Annotated in this window: 19 protein-coding genes; 11 read left to right on the top strand and 8 right to left on the bottom strand. The window is 68.0% G+C overall.

The genetic code is table 11. The features are described 5' to 3' along the window. Nucleotides 1-25 precede the first annotated feature (25 nt). On the top strand, nt 26-301 hold the full coding sequence (locus AC6CID_RS06725; protein WP_006550005.1) for an Lrp/AsnC family transcriptional regulator: 276 nt from the start codon (nt 26-28) through the stop codon (nt 299-301). A gap of 83 nt (nt 302-384) precedes the next feature. Here the strand turns inward: AC6CID_RS06725 and trpD are convergent, their stop codons facing one another. Then, entirely contained in the window at nt 385-1464 is a 1080-nt protein-coding gene (trpD, locus tag AC6CID_RS06730) for an anthranilate phosphoribosyltransferase (protein ID WP_024101295.1), read from the bottom strand. 63 nt (nt 1465-1527) lie between these two features. Continuing rightward, nucleotides 1528-1983 (bottom strand): hypothetical protein, encoded by a 456-nt coding sequence (locus AC6CID_RS06735; protein ID WP_498353719.1) that lies wholly within the window; start codon nt 1981-1983, stop codon nt 1528-1530. 174 nt (nt 1984-2157) lie between these two features. On the opposite strand from AC6CID_RS06735, the gene ctaE reads away from it, so the two are divergent. From ctaE to AC6CID_RS06765, 6 genes are all read left to right on the top strand, one after another. Continuing rightward, nucleotides 2158-2772, top strand: coding sequence for an aa3-type cytochrome oxidase subunit III (ctaE, locus tag AC6CID_RS06740; RefSeq protein ID WP_006550008.1), 615 nt, complete (start codon nt 2158-2160; stop codon nt 2770-2772). Nucleotides 2773-2872: 100 nt separating this feature from the next. Next, nucleotides 2873-3709, top strand: coding sequence for a cytochrome bc1 complex diheme cytochrome c subunit (qcrC, locus tag AC6CID_RS06745; protein ID WP_183079267.1), 837 nt, complete (start codon nt 2873-2875; stop codon nt 3707-3709). Continuing rightward, the gene (qcrA, locus tag AC6CID_RS06750; RefSeq protein ID WP_006550010.1) at nt 3706-4833 is read left to right on the top strand and encodes a cytochrome bc1 complex Rieske iron-sulfur subunit; all 1128 of its coding nucleotides are present in this window, start codon (nt 3706-3708) and stop codon (nt 4831-4833) included. Before qcrC ends, qcrA begins: the two co-directional genes overlap by 4 nt. Then, nucleotides 4830-6491 (top strand): cytochrome bc1 complex cytochrome b subunit, encoded by a 1662-nt coding sequence (gene qcrB / locus AC6CID_RS06755; protein ID WP_024101297.1) that lies wholly within the window; start codon nt 4830-4832, stop codon nt 6489-6491. Before qcrA ends, qcrB begins: the two co-directional genes overlap by 4 nt. A gap of 162 nt (nt 6492-6653) precedes the next feature. Then, nucleotides 6654-7337, top strand: a complete 684-nt coding sequence (locus AC6CID_RS06760; RefSeq protein WP_498353720.1) for a HEAT repeat domain-containing protein — start codon at nt 6654-6656, stop codon at nt 7335-7337. A gap of 4 nt (nt 7338-7341) precedes the next feature. Then, on the top strand, nt 7342-8352 hold the full coding sequence (locus AC6CID_RS06765; protein WP_064061301.1) for a MerR family transcriptional regulator: 1011 nt from the start codon (nt 7342-7344) through the stop codon (nt 8350-8352). A gap of 96 nt (nt 8353-8448) precedes the next feature. Here the strand turns inward: AC6CID_RS06765 and AC6CID_RS06770 are convergent, their stop codons facing one another. Together AC6CID_RS06770 and ctaC are read right to left on the bottom strand one after the other, a co-directional pair. After that, a complete protein-coding gene (locus AC6CID_RS06770; protein ID WP_006554396.1) occupies nt 8449-8865 on the bottom strand; it encodes a cytochrome c oxidase subunit 4 in 417 nt (138 codons plus the stop codon). Nucleotides 8866-8898: 33 nt separating this feature from the next. Beyond that, the gene (gene ctaC / locus AC6CID_RS06775; RefSeq protein ID WP_006554397.1) at nt 8899-9975 is read right to left on the bottom strand and encodes an aa3-type cytochrome oxidase subunit II; all 1077 of its coding nucleotides are present in this window, start codon (nt 9973-9975) and stop codon (nt 8899-8901) included. A gap of 353 nt (nt 9976-10328) precedes the next feature. Between ctaC and asnB the strand changes: the two genes are divergently transcribed. Beyond that, nucleotides 10329-12254 carry an asparagine synthase (glutamine-hydrolyzing) gene (gene asnB / locus AC6CID_RS06780; RefSeq protein ID WP_121209168.1) on the top strand — a complete coding sequence of 642 codons (1926 nt, stop codon included), beginning with the start codon at nt 10329-10331 and terminating at the stop codon, nt 12252-12254. A gap of 83 nt (nt 12255-12337) precedes the next feature. On the opposite strand, the gene AC6CID_RS06785 is transcribed toward asnB, so the two are convergent. Together AC6CID_RS06785 and AC6CID_RS06790 are read right to left on the bottom strand one after the other, a co-directional pair. Continuing rightward, the gene (locus AC6CID_RS06785; RefSeq protein WP_033097585.1) at nt 12338-13312 is read right to left on the bottom strand and encodes a carbohydrate kinase family protein; all 975 of its coding nucleotides are present in this window, start codon (nt 13310-13312) and stop codon (nt 12338-12340) included. Nucleotides 13313-13446: 134 nt separating this feature from the next. Further along, nucleotides 13447-13797: a HesB/IscA family protein gene (locus tag AC6CID_RS06790; RefSeq protein WP_006554400.1), complete on the bottom strand. Its 351-nt coding sequence runs from the start codon at nt 13795-13797 to the stop codon at nt 13447-13449. A 141-nt stretch (nt 13798-13938) separates the two neighbouring features. Here AC6CID_RS06790 and AC6CID_RS06795 point away from each other — a divergent pair, with 141 nt between their 5' ends. Further along, nucleotides 13939-14613, top strand: a complete 675-nt coding sequence (locus AC6CID_RS06795) for a DUF3043 domain-containing protein (protein ID WP_024101301.1) — start codon at nt 13939-13941, stop codon at nt 14611-14613. A gap of 14 nt (nt 14614-14627) precedes the next feature. On the opposite strand, the gene AC6CID_RS06800 is transcribed toward AC6CID_RS06795, so the two are convergent. Next, nucleotides 14628-14861, bottom strand: coding sequence for a hypothetical protein (locus AC6CID_RS06800; protein ID WP_121209167.1), 234 nt, complete (start codon nt 14859-14861; stop codon nt 14628-14630). Between the two features lie 123 nt (nt 14862-14984). Between AC6CID_RS06800 and cobT the strand changes: the two genes are divergently transcribed. Together cobT and AC6CID_RS06810 are read left to right on the top strand one after the other, a co-directional pair. Beyond that, nucleotides 14985-16076 (top strand): nicotinate-nucleotide--dimethylbenzimidazole phosphoribosyltransferase, encoded by a 1092-nt coding sequence (cobT, locus tag AC6CID_RS06805; protein WP_064061304.1) that lies wholly within the window; start codon nt 14985-14987, stop codon nt 16074-16076. Beyond that, nucleotides 16076-16840, top strand: coding sequence for an adenosylcobinamide-GDP ribazoletransferase (locus tag AC6CID_RS06810; protein ID WP_064061305.1), 765 nt, complete (start codon nt 16076-16078; stop codon nt 16838-16840). Before cobT ends, AC6CID_RS06810 begins: the two co-directional genes overlap by 1 nt. A 76-nt stretch (nt 16841-16916) precedes the next feature. On the opposite strand, the gene AC6CID_RS06815 is transcribed toward AC6CID_RS06810, so the two are convergent. Then, nucleotides 16917-18023, bottom strand: a complete 1107-nt coding sequence (locus AC6CID_RS06815) for a branched-chain amino acid aminotransferase (protein ID WP_498353721.1) — start codon at nt 18021-18023, stop codon at nt 16917-16919. Between the last annotated feature and the right edge of the window lie 28 nt (nt 18024-18051).

Below are 18051 nucleotides of genomic sequence, written 5' to 3' on the forward strand. Positions count from 1 at the left end.
CCCGAGGAAGGTTGAAGGAGACCACATGATCAACGCGATCGTCCTGATCGACGCCGAGGCGAACCGTATCCCCGAAACCGCGCAAGCGGTGGCCGACCTCGACGGTGTCGACACGGTGTACTCCTGCGCAGGCGACGTCGACCTCGTGGCCGTGGTCCGGGTCCGCGACCACGAGAAGATCGCGGAGGTCGTCACCCGGGGCATCAACAAGATCGACGGCGTGACGAAGACCGTCACCCACATCGCATTCCAGTCGTACTCGAGCGCCGACGTCGAGGCCGGCTTCTCGATCGGGAACTGACACCCCGCAGCACCACCGACGACCGCCGGGCCCGCACCGATGCAGTGCGGGCCCGTCGTTCGTGTGTCCTTACTCTTCTCCGGTCATTTCTGTCCGGAACCGGCACCCAGCCGCGTGGTGACCTCGGCCCACTGCTCCAGGACGGCCGTGGCCCGGCCGCTGTCGATCGCCTCTGCCGCCGTCTCGAGCCCGGCCGTGAGGGCATCCTCGAGAACGCCGTCGACGCCCCGGAAAGCCGCGATTGCCCCGGCGGCGTTGAGGAGCACGGCATCGCGCACCGGCCCTGTCTCCCCCGCCAGCATCGCCCGCGCGATCGCCGCGTTCTCCGTGGCGTCGCCTCCGCGGAGTGCCTCGAGCGGAACCCGTTCGATACCGAGATCGCGCGGATCGAGCGTCACGACCCGGACCTCGCCGCCGTGGACGACGTGCACGCGCGAGGTCGTGGAGGTGGTCAGTTCGTCGAGACCGTCGTCGCCTCGGACGACGAGCGCCGAATTGCCGCGCTGCGCGAGCACACCGGCGACGGTCGGGACGAGCGGTTCGAAGGCGCACCCGATCAGGCCGGCGCTCGGGCGGGCCGGATTGGTGAGCGGGCCGAGGACGTTGAAGACCGTCGGGATGCCGATCTGCTTGCGCGGTGCGGCCGCGAAACGCAGCGCCGGGTGGTAGACCGGCGCGAAGCAGAATCCGATCCCGGCCTCAGCGACCGAGCGGGCCACCTCGTCGGGTCCGAGATCGATGTGCACTCCGAGCGCTTCGAGCACGTCGGCGCCGCCGCTCTTGGACGAGGCGGCGCGGTTGCCGTGTTTGACCACGCGGATACCCGCTGCGGCGACGACCAGCGAGGCCATCGTGGAGATGTTGACGGTGTTCGCCCGGTCGCCACCGGTGCCCACGACGTCGACCACGTCACCGTCGACCGGGACCAACCGGGCGTAGTCGAGCATCGTGTCGGCGAGTGCCCGCACCTCCTCGGGTGTCTCGCCCTTCATCTTCAGAGCGACACCGAAGGCCGCGATCTGAGCGGGAGTGGCGTTGTCGGAGAAGATCTCGCTCATCGCCCATCGCGCCTCCGCGGCGGACAGGTTCTGCCCGGCCGTGAGCACTCCCAGGACGGAGGGCCAGTTCTGCGTCACCTCGTCCGCGTCTCGCGTCGCGTTCATCGCACCTGCCCTCGCCGCATCTCGCTCCTCACCGGGCACCGGCGTGCCCTCCGACCGGTCAGCTTAGCCAGCGGAATCCTGCGGTTGCAGAGCGTCCCATCCCAGGGCCGTTCCACCGAGCCGCTGGGCGAGCGAGGCCATGCGCGACTTCTCCTGCGCACAGTGCAGTGCATCGAGGACCTGCACGCGCTGCAGGATCACCGAGGCGCCCGCGACGGCCGCCGCTGGGACGTTCCCGTCGCCGGTCCCGGCCACGACGTAGCCGTCCTGCCCGGCCAGTTCCGCCGCCCGGTCCACCCCGTCGGCGGGCAGGGCGAGGTGGTGCCGCAGAACCGCCTCGTCCTCGGCCTGCCACACAGGTGTCGCCTCGGCGGCACGCTCGAGCGCCGTCGAACACGCCTCCGCGTCGTCGAAGGACGAGACGACCACGACCAGGTCGGGCCGGTTCGCGTCGAGCGGTTCGCTGCGCCGACCGATCAGGGACCGCAGCCACCCCCGAACACCCTTTCCGGTACTCATGTCACCACGATCGCACGTGACCTCCGCGACCCTCCGAAATGTCCCGTGTGGCACCCCTCCGAGCACCCGCCACCGAGTGCCCACCTGGAGAAATACAGGTCCGGGACCTGCACGGACGCGCCGATTTCGGCCCCGATTGCCCAAGACGTACTACGACGGGTCATACTAGCCAGCGTGACGAGCGCAGTAGGGACTTCAGGATCTGCAATCACACAGCGCGTGCACTCGTTGAACCGGCCCAACCTGGTCAGCGTCGGCACCATCGTGTGGTTGTCCAGTGAGCTCATGTTTTTCGCAGGGCTCTTCGCCATGTACTTCGTGGCACGGGCACAGGCCCCGGAGGGCATGTGGCCGCCCCCGCCCACCCACTTGAACCTGTGGTTGGCGGTACCGATCACCATGGTGCTGATCGCTTCTTCCTTCACCTGCCAGCTGGGCGTCTTCGCCGCCGAGCGCGGCGACGTCTTCGGCCTGCGACGGTGGTACATCATCACCCTCGGCATGGGCACCTTCTTCGTGCTCGGTCAGGGCTACGAGTACATCACCCTGGTGAAGGACGGCACGACCATCCCCGGCAGCGTGTACGGCTCGGTGTTCTACATGACCACCGGTTTCCACGGCCTGCACGTCATCGGCGGCCTCATCGCATTCGTGTTCCTGCTGTTCCGCACGAAGGTCAGCAAGTTCACGCCTGCACAGGCCACTGCGGCCATCGTCGTTTCGTATTACTGGCACTTCGTCGACATCGTTTGGATCGCGCTGTTTGCCACGATTTATTTCATCCGTTAGCCAGCTGAACGCCCAGGCAGCCCCCTGACGTCCAGTCCGTCCCGACATAAAAAAAGGGATACAGATGAGTTCATCCCCACCTCTCGCCTCCGAGGGTGACATGCCCGGTCGATCCTCTGCAGCCGATGCTGCGAAGTCCCGCCGCCAGCGCAAGATGCGCCGGCGCGTCACCGGAGCGTTGGTCCTTGCGCTCGGTCTCCTCAGCGCAGGCTTCATCGCCTCCGCGCTGACACCTGCCCCGCAGGTGGCTACAGCGCAGGACGACCAGAGCGCTCTGATCCGCGAGGGTCAGCAGCTCTACGAGACCTCCTGCGTGACCTGCCACGGTGTCAATCTTCAGGGCGTCCAGGACCGCGGTCCCAGCCTCATCGGTGTCGGCGAGGCCGCCGTCTACTTCCAGGTCTCCTCGGGCCGCATGCCGATGATGCGCAACGAGGCCCAGGCCCTCCGCAAGGACCCGAAGTTCGACGCTGCGCAGACCGACGCGCTCGGCGCGTACATCCAGGCCAACGGTGGAGGCCCGACGGTCATCCGCGACGAGAACGGCGAGATCGCCCAGTCGTCACTGCGCGGCAACGACATCGGACGCGGTTCGGAGCTCTTCCGCCAGAACTGCGCGTCCTGCCACAACTTCACCGGACGCGGCGGCGCGCTCTCGTCCGGCAAGTTCGCACCGAACCTGGATCCGGCCAACGAGCAGCAGATCTACACCGCGATGCTCACCGGCCCCCAGAACATGCCGAAGTTCTCCGATCGTCAGCTGACGGTCGAGGAGAAGAAGGACATCATCGCGTACATCAAGTCCGCCAGTGAGACGAGAGACCCGGGTGGCTACGGGCTCGGCGGCTTCGGCCCCGGTGCCGAAGGGCCGACCATGTGGGTCGTCGGCATGGTCGCCGTCGTCGGCGCTGCACTGTGGATCGGAGCAAGGTCATGAGTGGCGGCGAAACGCCGAACAAGCACACGGTCGAAGATCTCGACCGGATGAGCCGGGACGATCTCGTCACGCTCGGCACGAACCTCGACGGCGTCGACGTCGCGTTCCGCAAGGATCGCTGGCCCGTCGAAGGCACGCGTGCCGAGAAGCGGGCCGAGCGCAACGTCGCTTTCTGGTTCGCCCTCGCGGGCATCGCGGGTGTCGCGTTCATCGCGATCTACCTGTTCTGGCCATGGGAGTACCAGGGCATCGGCGACGAGAACTACGGCTGGTACAGCCTCTACACCCCGATGCTCGGACTGACCCTGGGTCTGTCCATCCTCGGCATCGGCGTGGGCGCGGTGCAGTTCACCAAGAAGTTCATCCCCGAGGAGGTGTCGATCCAGGATCGGCACGACGGCGGCTCGCCCGAGGTCGATCGCAAGACGATCGTCGCCGAGCTCTCCGACTCGCTCGAGACGTCCACCCTGCCGCGCCGTAAGCTGATCAAGCGCACCGCGATCTTCGGTGGTGGCGCGCTCGGCCTCGGTCTGATCATGCCGCTCGGCGGCCTGATCAAGAATCCGTGGGCCGAGGGTGACCAGTCGTCGCTGTGGGTGTCGGGCTGGACTCCGCGCTACCCCGGCGAGACCATCTACCTGCGTCGCGACACCGGCCGCCCCCAGGACATCGTCCTGGTGCGCCCGGAGGACCTCGACGCCGGCGGTATGGAGACGGTGTTCCCGTTCCGCGAGTCCGATCGCGGTGACGACCACGCTCTGCTGCAGAGCCTGCGCGGCATCCGCAACGCCGTCATGCTCATCCGCCTGCGCACCGAGGACACCGAGCGTGTCGTCAAGCGCAAGGGCCAGGAGAGCTTCAACTACGGCGACTACTTCGCGTACTCGAAGATCTGCACGCACCTCGGCTGCCCGACCTCGCTCTACGAGCAGCAGACGCACCGCATCCTGTGCCCGTGCCACCAGTCGCAGTTCGATGCGCTGGAGTACGGCAAGCCGATTTTCGGTCCCGCTGCTCGCGCACTGCCGCAGCTTCCGATTACAGTGAACGAAGAGGGCTTCCTGGTCGCCAACGGTGACTTCATCGAGGCACTCGGCCCGGCATTCTGGGAGCGTCGCCCGTGAGTACTGCAACCCCGTCCCGCGCCGCACAGATCGGCGAGAATCTCGATTCTCGCTACCACCTGTCCGCGGGCATCCGCCGCCAGATCAACAAGGTGTTCCCCACCCACTGGTCCTTCCTCCTGGGTGAGATCGCGCTCTACAGCTTCGTCATCCTGTTGATCTCGGGTATCTTCCTCACCCTGTTCTTCGACCCCTCGATGGCGCACGTCATCTACGAGGGCGTCTACACGCCGCTGCGCGGTGTGGGTATGTCCCGCGCCTACGAGACGACCCTGAACCTCTCCTTCGAGGTCCGCGGTGGTCTGTTCGTGCGACAGATCCACCACTGGGCAGCACTGATGTTCGCAGCGTCGATCGTCGTCCACCTGCTGCGCGTGTTCTTCACCGGTGCGTTCCGGCGTCCGCGTGAGGCCAACTGGGTGATCGGCTCGCTGCTGCTCATCCTGGCGATGTTCGAAGGCTTCTTCGGTTACTCCCTCCCCGACGACCTGCTCTCGGGCACCGGCCTCCGCGCCGCGTTCTCGGGCATCACGCTCTCGATCCCGATCATCGGTTCGTGGATGCACTGGGCGATCTTCGGTGGCGACTTCCCGGGTGAGCTGATCATCCCGCGCTTCTACGTCCTGCACGTGCTGCTCGTCCCGGGCATCATCCTGGCCCTGATCGCCGCGCACCTCGCGCTGGTCTGGTACCAGAAGCACACGCAGTTCCCCGGCCCCGGCCGCACGGAGCAGAACGTCGTCGGCGTTCGTATCCTCCCGGTCTTCGCCGTCAAGTCGGGTGCTTTCTTCGCGATGACCTTCGCGGTGCTCGCCCTGATGTCCGGCCTGCTGCAGATCAACCCGGTCTGGAACATCGGCCCGTACAACCCGTCGCAGGTGTCCGCCGGCTCGCAGCCCGACATCTACATGATGTGGACGGACGGCATGGCCCGTATCTGGCCCGCCTGGGAGCTGTACCTGTTCGGCCGGTACACGATCCCGCAGCCGTTCTGGATCGCGCTGATCATGGGCCTGGTGTTCGTCGTGCTCACGGTCTACCCGTGGATCGAGAAGAAGTTCACGAAGGACGACGCACACCACAACCTGCTGCAGCGTCCGCGCGACGTGCCGGTCCGCACCGGCATCGGGTTCATGGCCCTGGCGTTCTACGCCGTCGCCACGATCATGTGTGTCAACGACATCATCGCGTACAAGTTCGACATCTCGATCAACGCGACGACCTGGATGGGCCGCATCGGTCTCGTCCTGCTCCCGCCGCTCGCCTACTACATCGCGTACCGGTTCTGCCTGGGTCTGCAGCGCAGCGACCGTCAGGTGCTCGAGCACGGCATCGAGACGGGCATCGTCCGTCGCCTGCCGACCGGCGAGTACATCGAAATCCACCAGCCGCTCGGCCCGGTGGACGAGCACGGCCACCCGATCCCGCTGGAGTACCAGGCCGCCCCGGTTCCGAAGCGGATGAACAAGCTCGGCACCGCCGGCAAGCCCGGCTCCGGCAGCTGGTGGAGCCCGGACCCGGCCGACGAGGCCGCCGCTCTCGAGGCCGCCCACCACGAGGCCGAGCTCGAGCTGCGGAACACGCTCCGCGAGTACCAGGAGCGCGTCCACGGCAACGGAGACGGCGCAGCCCAGCTGCCCGACAAGTCGCAGCACTGATCCGCATCAGCGGCTCGTAACGGGGCCCCGGACCATCACGGTCCGGGGCCCCGTTCGTCGTTCGGGGGTTCTCCCATCCCCCACCGGATATCGTCCGGAGCGTACGTCTTGACCTTGACACTGTGACAAGCGCTCGAATGGGTCGTGAAGGAGGTGCCTCCCATGCGCACACATCAGGACCCGTCCACCCGCCTCGTCGAGGCCCTGTCCACCCGCCTCGTCGAGGCCCTGTCCGCCGACGACGCCTCCGTGCGTCTGCGCGCCGCACTCGAGTCGGGTACCGCACCCGATCCCGGAACGGTGACCGCTCTCGTCGACCGGTGCGCGGTGGAGCCGGACTTCTTCGTCCGCGACATGCTGACCTGGGCGCTGTGCCGTCTGCCGGCCGGGGTGACCGTGCCGCGTCTGCTCGCCGAGCTCGGTTCGGATGTCTCACAGGCACGCAGTCAGGCCCTGCACACGTTGTCGAAGATCGGCGATCCCGTCGCATGGCCGAAGGTTTCGGGGATGCTCCACGACGAGCACGACGAGGTGGCACGCAGCGCGTGGCGCGCGGCGGTCGCTCTCGTGCCACCGGGCTCGGAAAGCGGCCTCGCTGCGGCTCTCGGCGCCGAACTGGGCCGCGGCGACCGCGACCTACAACTGAGCCTCGGTCGCGCTCTCGCGGCACTCGACGAGGCCGCGGCGCCGGTCCTGGACACGGCGATGAACAGCCCCGACCCGCACGTCCGCGCTCACGCGGAGGCCACCGAACGGATCCGCGTCGACCCCGACAGCGCGTTCGTCCTCTCTGTGGAGTCGGCGAAACGCGTCGCCGCACTCGGCGCCGACGGTATCCGGGAGTGAGCCGGTGCTGATCGGTGAGGTCTCGCGGCGCTCCGGTGTCAGCAGCCGCATGCTGCGGCACTACGACCGCCTGGGGCTGGTGACGCCGACTGGCCGTACCTCGGGCGGCTACCGCGAGTACACCGAGGACGACCTCAGGAGGCTTTTCCACGTGGAGAGTCTCCGGAGTCTCGGCCTGTCGCTGAACGAGGTCGGACGTGCGCTGGGGGAACCGGATTTCGCTCCGGCGGATCTGGTGCAGGAGCTGATCCGGCACACGCGCGAACGGATCGCCGCCGAGACCGAACTCCTCGCTCGTCTCGAAGGCGTCGACTCGGCCTCCCCCAGCGGCTGGGACGACGTCCTGCGCCTCGTCGCGCTGTTGCGCGCGTTCGAATCCGATTCCGGCTCCCGCCGCCAGCAGGCGATCCTGTCCCAGGACGAGGACACGACGCTGCCGGTCGCAGCGCTGGTCCGGGCGGCGCTGTCAGAGGAGGATCCGTTCGTCGCCGGCGCGCTGCGCTGGTCGCTCGCCCGAGCAGCGGAGGCATTCGACGCTGCGCTGCCGGCACTCGCGGAGGGCCTTCACTCCGACGAGGTGCCGGTGCGGCGACGGGCGATCGCGACACTCGCGGAACTCCGTGTGCCCGAATCGACGAGGCTCCTGGAGGGGGCCCTCGACGACACCGATCCCAAAGCACGTTCCACGGCGGCTCTGACGCTCGGGGCGCGAGGGGTGGACGTGGCCGTCCCCGTGCTCGTAGAGATGATCGTGGAGGGCCGGTCGGACGTCGAGGCCGCCGAGGTACTCGGCCTGCTCGCAGATCGGCCGCTGTCGTCCGCCGAGATCGTGCGGTTGCTGCAGCACGCGCTCGGCGGCTCGGACGATGCCGGTGCCCGGCTACGTCTCACGCAGGCACTCGCGGAGATCCCCGGGTCGGCCGCCGACGACGCGCTCGAGGCTCTGACCGACGATCCGAATCGTACGGTCGCAGCGACCGCGAGGGTCGTCCTCACCACGCGTCGGCCTCCCTGAAGAACTGAACCTCGAGAACGACGACGGAAACGACGACGGAAACGACGCAGGCGCCGCACCCGAAGGTGCGGCGCCCGTGTGGTCGAGGGTACCGGCTCAGTGCTTCTCGGGTCCGATGTGGTACTCGAACACCAGGCCGGCTGCTGCCGCGATGATGAGCGCGACCGCGAGGACGATCATCCACGGCTGGTAGAAGGCCAGTGCGATGGCGGCGAACGCTGCTGCGCCGGCGAGCAGGATCGGCCAATAGCTACCCGCACTGAAGAAACCGAGGTCGCCCGCACCGTCGCTGATCTCGGCGTCCTCGTAGTCCTCGGGACGGGTGTCGAGACGACGAGCAACGAAGCGGAAGTACGTTCCGACGATCAGGGTCAGACCGGCGGAGAGGACGATGGCCGTGAGGCCGGCCCATTCGATGCCCTTGTCCGAGAGCCCGGTGAACACGCCGTACACGATGGCGACGAGCACGAAGAACACCGTCACGACCTCGAAGAGCTTGGCTTCGATCTTCATATCAGCACTTGTCCTTGTCGGAGGGGGTGGCCGTCACTCGCCTGCGGCGACGGTCGCCGACCGATCCGTGCGGTCGGTCTTGAACGGAGTCGTCGAGGTCGCGATCGGGCTCTGGCCGATGGCTTCGAGCGCACGAGCGTTCGACAGGCCTTCGCCGCCGTCCTCGACCGGCTTGCGGAGCTCGATGTACCGGGCGAAGTCCTCCGGGCTGACCGCGCGGACCTCGAAGTTCATCATCGCGTGGTAGGTGCCGCACATCTCGGCGCAGCGGCCGACGAACGCGCCCTCACGCTCGATCTCGGAGATCTGGAAGACCGGATCGGAGTTGTTCTCACGCGGGTTCGGGTTCACGTCGCGCTTGAACAGGAACTCCGGCACCCAGAAGGCGTGGATGACGTCGGAGGACGCCAGCTGGAACTCGATGCGCTTCCCGGTGGGAAGAACGAGCACCGGAATCTCTTCGCTGGTGCCGATCGTCTCGATCTTGTCGTAGTGCAGGTAGGACAGGTCCTCGGCGGGCTTGCCGTGGATCGCTCCCGGAGCCTCGTGCTCCTCACCCGATTCACCGTGCGCGGTGGACGGGTCGAACGGCTCCTGTGCGACTGCCGCCTCGGCGACCTCGTCGATACCGTTGTAAGGGGCCGTGCCGTCCTGCAGATCGATCGTCCGGTAGCCGAACTTCCAGTTCCACTGGAACGCCGTCACGTCGACCACGACGTTCGGGTTGTCTTCCTTCTCCAGGACGTAGTTCTGCACCACGACCGTGAAGTAGAAGAGGACACACACGGCGACGAACGGCGCCGCGGTGTAAGCCAGCTCGAGCGGCACGTTGTATGCCGTCTGACGCGGGAACTCCGGATCGTCCTTCCGACGCCGGTAGGCAATGATCACCCAGAAGGTGAGTGCCCACACGAGAATTCCCATGACGAGGGCGGCGACAACCGACCACGTCCACAGTTCACGCATACGCTCGGCCTGAGGAGTGATGCCCTCCGGCCAGCCGAAACGAAGGATTTCTTCGCTCGAGCACCCGGTCAGCACCAAGGCTGCAATGCCGAGTGATGCTGCGAGCCCGAACCGCCGAAGGATCCGACCTTGCGCCACGTTCACGCCTTCCTGATCGCCGCAATTCCACTAGGGCACACCCGGAGGGCCGGCCCAATTACTACGCAGCGTAGACCAAACCCGGGCGCTATCCATCGCCGGGGCACGAAGAAAGTGTCGGACTGGGCGTTTCGACCGGAAGACCCGGCTCGTGACGTCGGTTTTCTCCTGTCGGGCGAGTGATCGTCAGTGGCGTCCGGGCGCGGCTGCCCGATGTCGACCGTCTGCGGCATACTTCGGTAGAACCAACGCCGGACCCCGAGTGGTAGTTCCCGGTGTCATGCGCGGTGCGGTGTCCCGCGCTGGGCACCCACCGGGGTTCTTCGCGACACCCCCGACCGGAATGAGGTAACCCACGCGTGTGCGGATTGCTCGGGTTTCTGACCACTGACGGCACCAGCGACGACGCCGTCGCGAAGGTGGACTCCGCGATGCACTGCCTGCGCCATCGCGGCCCCGACGAGCACGGCACCTGGCACGACGCCGACCTCGTCTTCGGATTCAACCGGTTGTCGATCATCGACATCGCGCACTCGCACCAGCCGCTGCGCTGGGGCCCGCCGGAGCAGCCCGACCGCTACGCGCTGACCTTCAACGGTGAGATCTACAACTATCTCGAACTGCGCAAGGAGCTCACCGAGACGTTCGGTACCTCCTTCGCGACCGAGGGCGACAGCGAGGCGATCGTCGCGGCCTACCACCACTGGGGAGTGCGCGCGGTCCAGCGCCTGCGGGGTATGTTCGCCTTCGCGATCTGGGACACGCACACCCGCGAGCTGTTCGTCGCCCGCGACCCGTTCGGCATCAAGCCGCTGTTCCTCGCGACCGGCACCGGCGGTACCGCCTTCGGCAGCGAGAAAAAGAGTCTGCTGGAGCTCGCCGACGTGATCGGCATCGACACCGAGCTCGATTCTCGTGCGATCGAGCACTACACGGTGCTGCAGTACGTTCCCGAGCCCGAGACGCTGCACCGGCGGATCCGCCGCCTCGAGTCGGGCTGCTACGCGCGTATCACGCCCGGCGCCGAGCCGGAGACCACGCGATACTTCCATCCCACCTTCCCGGTCCGGCCGTTCGTGGCGGGCCGCGAACAGGATCGTTACCGCGAGATCGCCGAGGCCCTCGAGGACTCGGTGGCCAAGCACATGCGCGCCGACGTGACCGTCGGGTCGTTCCTCTCGGGTGGCATCGATTCGACGGCCATCGCCGCGCTGGCGATGCGCCACAACCCGAAGCTCATCACCTTCACCGCGGGTTTCGAGCGGGAGGGTTACTCCGAGGTCGACGTCGCCGCAGAGTCGGCGGCCGCGATCGGTGCCCGGCACGTGGTGCGGGTGGTCTCCCCCAGCGAGTTCGCCGCGGCTATCCCCGAGATCATCTGGTACCTCGACGACCCTGTGGCCGACCCGGCGCTCGTGCCGCTGTGGTTCATCGCCCGGGAGGCCCGCAAGCACGTCAAGGTCGTGCTGTCGGGTGAGGGCGCCGACGAGCTGTTCGGCGGTTACACGATCTACCGCGAGCCGCTGTCGCTGCGTCCGTTCGAGTTCCTGCCGCCGGCGCTGCGCCGGGCTGCCGGGAAGCTTTCGGAGCGCATCCCCGAGGGCACCCGAGGCAAGAGCCTGCTGCACCGTGGCTCGATGACGCTCGAGGAGCGCTACTACGGCAACGCCCGCAGCTTCAACGACGCGCAGCTGCGCTCGGTGCTGCGCGACTTCCGTCCGGAATGGACGCACCAGGACGTCACCGCCCCGATCTACGCGCAGTCTGCCGGCTGGGATCCGGTGGCACGGATGCAGCATCTCGACCTGTTCACGTGGCTGCGCGGCGACATCCTCGTCAAGGCCGACAAGATGACGATGGCCAACTCGCTCGAGCTGCGCGTGCCGTTCCTGGACTCCGAGGTGTTCCGGGTGGCGTCGCAGGTTCCGCTGGACCAGAAGATCACGAAACAGACGACGAAGTATGCGCTGCGGCAGGCGCTGGAGGGCATCGTCCCGCCACACGTGCTGCACCGCGCGAAGCTGGGCTTCCCGGTACCGCTGCGGCACTGGCTGGCCGGCACGGAGCTGTTCGACTGGGCGCACGAGGTGATCGCCGAGTCGCAGACCGATCACCTGCTCGACAAGGGCGCGGTGGCGAAGATGCTCGACGAGCACCGGACCGGCCCGATCGATCACAGCCGTCGTCTGTGGACGGTGCTGTGCTTCATGGTCTGGCACGGCATCTTCGTGGAGAAGCGCATCGTGCCGCAGATCCAGGAGCCGGCCTACCCGGTCGAGATCTGATCACCCGACCCGTACGCGACGGCCGCGAACATCCCCAGGGATGTTCGCGGCCGTCGCGTTTCCAGGATCGGGTGTTCCGCCGCTCAGGCGCCGAGAATCGCGCCGATCTCGTCGGCGGCGGCGGTGCCGTAGGCGTCGGCGAGACGCTTGAGGGCGTCGGTGCGGTCGAAGTTCCACTCCTGCGTGCCGGTGGTCTCGAGGACGTGCACCGCGACCAGCGAGCCCAGCTGCGCGGCCCGTTCGATGCTCAGACCGGAGCGGTGTCCGAGCAGGAAGCCGGCGCGGAAGGCGTCGCCCACACCGGTGGGGTCGACCTTTGCGCGCTCGGGCACCACACCGACCTGCACCTGGTTGCCGTCGCGGTCGACGATCGTCGCGCCGTCACCGCCGAGGGTGGTGATGCGCATGCCGACCTTCGTCTGCACCTCGTCCTCGGTGAGACCGGTCTTCTGCAGCAGCAGTCCCCACTCGTACTCGTTGGTGAACAGGTACTCGGCGCCGTCGATGAGCTGCTCGGCCTGCTGCCCGTCCAGGCGGGCGAGCTGCTGGGACGGGTCGGCGACGAACGGGACGCCGAGCCGGCGGCACTCCTCGGTGTGCCGGATCATCGCGTCGGGATCGTTGGCGCCGACGAGCACGAGGTCGACGCTGTGCTTGCTCACCACGTCGGCGATGGAGATCTCGCGGGCCTCGGACATCGCACCGGGGTAGAACGAGGCGATCTGCGCCATGTCCAGGTCGGTAGTGCACACGAAGCGGGCGGTGTGGGCGGTCTGCGAGATCCGCACCGACGAGCAGTCGACCCCGTGGTCCTCGAGCCAGGTGCGGTACTCGGTGAAGTCGGCGCCGACGGCGCCGACGAGCACCGGCGTTCCGCCCAGGACACCCATCGCGAAGGCGATGTTGCCGCCCACTCCGCCGCGCCGGACGACGAGGTCGTCGACGAGGAAGCTCAGGGAGATGTGCGCGAGCTGGTCGGCGAGCAGCTGCTCGGCGAACCGGCCGGGAAAGCGCATGAGGTGGTCGGTGGCGATGGAGCCGGTCACGGCGATGGTCACGTGGCTGAGCCTTTCCGCGGATGTCGATGGTGTGGCTGCTCACACGGAGAGCCGGAGCGGTCCCACGGTACTACCGCGGAAACGACGGAACCCCGGCGCCGTGAAGCGCCGGGGTTCCGAGGTGCGTTCTCGGTTCAGTTGAACGAGTCGCCGCAGGCGCACGACCCCGTGGCATTCGGGTTGTCGATGGTGAAGCCCTGCTTCTCGATGGTGTCGACGAAGTCGATCGACGCACCCTCGACGTACGGCGCGCTCATCCGGTCGACGGCGAGCGTCACACCGGCGAATTCTTTCGTGAGGTCGCCGTCCAGCGTGCGGTCGTCGAAGAACAGCTGGTACCGCAGACCGGCACAGCCTCCGGGCTGCACGGCGATACGCAGTGCGAGGTCGTCGCGGCCCTCCTGATCGAGCAGTGCCTTCGCCTTCGCAGCGGCGGCCTCGGTCAGGATGACGCCGTGAGTATCGGTCTCTTGCTGCACAGTCATGGGCGCTCCCTGTCGTTCGTGTCGAAACCCGATGGTTCAACGGTACCGCGCCGGAATCTATTCCTCGTGGACGAGTTGCGCCGAGCGTGGTATGGCGTGCGGAATTTCCCGCTTCTCTCCACTATCCCATAGCCTGGTGGTGTGAAGTTGCTACGCCGCGGTGGTTCCGACGACTCCGCCGATCACCAGGTTCCTGCGACCGAGGACTCCCCGGCCGCGACTCCCGACGATTCCGCGTCCGCGAAGGCGACGACCGGTAAGGGGCGTCCGACGCCCAAACGGCGCGACGCCGAGAACCGTCGCCGCGGTCCCGTCGCCCCCGCTCCCCTGACTGCGAAGGAAGCACGCGAGCGCCGTAAGGCCGCGCGCAAGTCGCAGAGCAAGGAGGAGCGCAAGGCGGCCGCCGCGCAGCGTCGCGCCGACGCGTCCGAGCGTCGCAACCGGATGCTCGCGGGCGAGGAGAAGTACCTGCTCCCCCGCGACCGCGGCCCGGTGCGCGCCTACGTGCGCGACATCGTCGACAGCCGGCGCAATCTCGTCGGCCTGTTCATGCCGCTCGCGCTCGTGCTCATCATGTCGATGTTCCTCGGGCCGGTGGTGCAGCAGTACGTCACGCTCGCGATGTTCGTGATGATGTTCCTGATGATCATCGAGGGCATCTACCTCGGGCGCATGGTCAACAGGAAGGTGCGCGAGCGCTTCCCGGATTCGACGGACGGTGGCTTCGGCCTCGGCTGGTACGCCTTCGTGCGCGCCTCCCAGATCAAGAAGCTGCGTGCACCGCTCCCCCGGGTCGGCCCGGGCGACGCCGTCTGACCGTCCGGCGACCCTCAGTTGTGAGGCGACCCGCACACCACCGGCGGTAGCTGCCAGATCTCGGCCGCGGCCTGCATGTCCTGCGACATGCGGTGCCGCGGCCGAGTCGTCTGTGCGGGGCGTTCCCAGTGGAGCCCCCAGGGTGCACGCCGGACCCAGGCCGGCGCGGGAGCAGTCCGCCGGCGGAGCATCTCGAGACCGATGATCAGGGTGGACAGGACCACGACGGTGACGGTGAGTTCGATCATGTCTCGATCCTCCGACTGAACCCGATCGCCGAAAAGTGGCAGTGATGACGCATAACGTCGAATTTCTGCCAGACCGGGCGGTTGATAGCGTTCTCGCGTGAAGATCCGTCCGAGAGGTGACCTGTGACCAGCGGTTCCGATTCCCCCGCCGACGTCGAGTTCCCGCGCGTCGACCTACCCGATCTCGAAGCACGCGTCGCCGCCGAGGAACGCCAGCGAGATCTGACGAAACCCGCCGGCTCACTCGGACGGCTCGAGGAACTCGGGTGCTGGGTCGCCGCCTGCCAGGGCGAGGTCCCGCCCCATCCCTTCCGCCGACCGCGGGTCGTGGTCTTCGCAGGTGACCACGGCGTCGCACGCAACGGGGTCTCGGCCTATCCGCCGGAGGTCACCGCGCAGATGGTCGCGAACCTGTCCGCAGGGGGCGCCGCCGTGAACGTGCTCGCCGCCGCCGCGGGCGCAGGAGTGCGGGTCGTCGACATGGCAGTCGAGAGCGACACCTCCCCCGAGGTGTCCGAGTTCAAGATCCGCCGCTCGAGCGGCAGCATCGACCGCGAGGACGCGCTCACGCACGACGAGACGGTCCGCGCGATCGAGGCCGGCCGTGCGCTCGCCGACCGCGAGGTCGACGAAGGTGCCGATCTGCTCGTCGCGGGCGATATGGGAATCGGGAACACCACTCCTGCAACCGTTCTCATCGCCACCCTTACCGCCACCGAACCCGTGGCCGCGGTCGGCCGCGGCACCGGCGTCGACGACGCGGGGTGGATGCGCAAGGTCACCGCGATCCGCGACGCCATGTGGCGGGCGCGGCCCCACGTACGCAATCCCGTCGCCCTGCTGCGCACCGCCGGTGGCGCGGACTTCGCCGCGATGGCGGGATTCCTCGCGCAGGCCGCGGTCCGCCGGACGCCGGTGATCCTCGACGGAGTCGTCGTCACCGCCGCCGCGATGGTCGCCGAGGAACTCGCACCCGGCGCGGCACGCTGGTGGGTGTCCGGTCACCGGTCGGCCGAACCCGCCCACGCCATCGCGCTGCGTCATCTCCGACTCGAACCGATCGTCGACCTCGGTATGCGCCTCGGCGAAGGATCGGGAGCCGTGACGGCGCTGCCGGTACTGCAGGGTGCGGTCGCGATCCTCGCGCAGATGGCCACCTTCTCCGAGGCGGGCGTGAGCACCCGCGACGAGAGCGCTCCGGCGACCGCGGACTGATGATCCGCGCCTGGATCGGCGGGGTCGCGCTGGCCCTGTCGTGGTTGACGGTCCTGCCCGCGCGAGGCCCGTCGGAGATCGACCGGACGGTCGCCGGACGTGCGATCTCCGCGGCGCCGATCGCCGGTGCCGTACTCGCCGCCGCGACCACGGCCGTCTGCCTGGTCGGTTCCGCCGTCGAGACGCCACCACTGGTGACGGGCCTGGTGTGTGTCGGGGTGCTGGCGGTCGGCACCCGGGGAATGCACGTCGACGGCCTGAGCGACACCGCCGACGGTCTCGGTTGCTACGGCCCGCCCGAGCGGGCGCGCGAGGTGATGCACAGCGGCGGCGCGGGTCCCTTCGGTGTCGCGGCGCTCGTCGTCGTCCTCGGTCTGCAGGCCGCCTCGTTCGGTGCGCTCGTCGACACCGACGCGTGGGGGGCGGTCGGGTTCGCGGTCTTCTCGGGACGTGTGGCCGTGGTCGTCGCGTGCCGGCGCGGTGTCCCGGCAGCGCCCGGCAGCGGCTTCGGCTCGCTCGTGGCGGGGACGCAGGGTGTCGTGCCGATCACGGTGTGGACGGTGGCCGCGGTGGCACTGTCGCTCGTGTGCCTGCCCGGTCCGCTCTGGGCGGGACCGCTCGTCGTCACGGTGGTACTGGTCGTCGCGGTGCTTTTCGCCCGGCACTGCGTCGCGCGCTTCGGCGGCATGAACGGCGACGTGCTCGGCGCAGTCACCGAGGGCACGGTCGCCGCCGTCGCGGTGGCAGCGTCGGGGCTCCTCTAGATCGCACTGCGTCCGGAAACGACGAAGGGGTGCTGCCGGAATCGGCAGCACCCCTTCGTCGTCGTTCGTGGCTACGTCACTTGCGCAGCGTCGTCATCCACCCGTGGGTGTCGGCGAAGGTACCGCGCTGGATGCCGGTCAGGGTGTCGCGCAGGGCCATCGTGATGGGGCCGGGCTCGCCGTCGGCGATGGTGAACTCGCCGTCCTTGTCCTTGACGCTGCCGACCGGCGTGATGACCGCGGCGGTACCGCACGCGAATACCTCCGTGATCTCACCGCTGCCGGCCTTCTCACGCCACTCGTCGGTGCTGATGCGCCGCTCCTCGACCGAGAGACCGGAGTCCTTGGCGAGGGTGAGCAGCGAGTCGCGGGTGATGCCGGGCAGCAGCGAGCCGGACAGCTCCGGGGTGACCAGACGCGCGTCGGCACCCGACCCGTACACGAAGTACAGGTTCATGCCGCCCATCTCCTCGACGTACTTGCGCTCGATGGCGTCGAGCCAGACCACCTGGTCGCAGCCTTGCTCGGCGGCATGCGCCTGCGCGACGAGCGAAGCCGCGTAGTTGCCGGCGAACTTCGCGGCGCCCGTGCCACCCGGGGAGGCGCGCACGTACTCGCGGGAGAGCCACACGTTGACGGGCTTCACGCCGCGCGGGAAGTAGGCACTCGCCGGGGACGCGATGACGAGGAACTTGTACTCCTTCGCGGGCCGCACGCCGAGAGCCGGCTCGGTCGCGAACGCGAAGGGACGCAGGTAGAGCGAATCCTCGCCGCCGGCGGCGGGAACCCACTCGTTGTCGACCTCGACCAGCTCGGTGATCGCCTTCACGAACAGCTCCGGCGGCAGGTACGGCATCGCGAGCCGCTCCGCGGACCGGTTCATGCGCGCGGCATTGGCGGTCACGCGGAACGACGCGATGCTGCCGTCGGCCTGCCGGTAGGCCTTGAGACCCTCGAAGATCGCCTGCCCGTAGTGCAGGACCATCGCGGCCGGGTCGAGCGGGATCGGGGCGTACGGCTCGACTTTCGCGTCGTGCCAGCCGATTCCGTTGGTGTAGGTGATCGACACCATGTGATCGGTGAAGTGCTGCCCGAATCCGGGATTCGACAGAACCTCCTGTCGCCGCTCCGCAGAGCTCGGTGAAGGATGCTGGACGCGGGCGAATTCGAGGACACCTGTCATGGGGGACAATGGTACAACCGCCCGCAGA

This window comes from Rhodococcus sp. GQ147, from assembly GCF_059759155.1.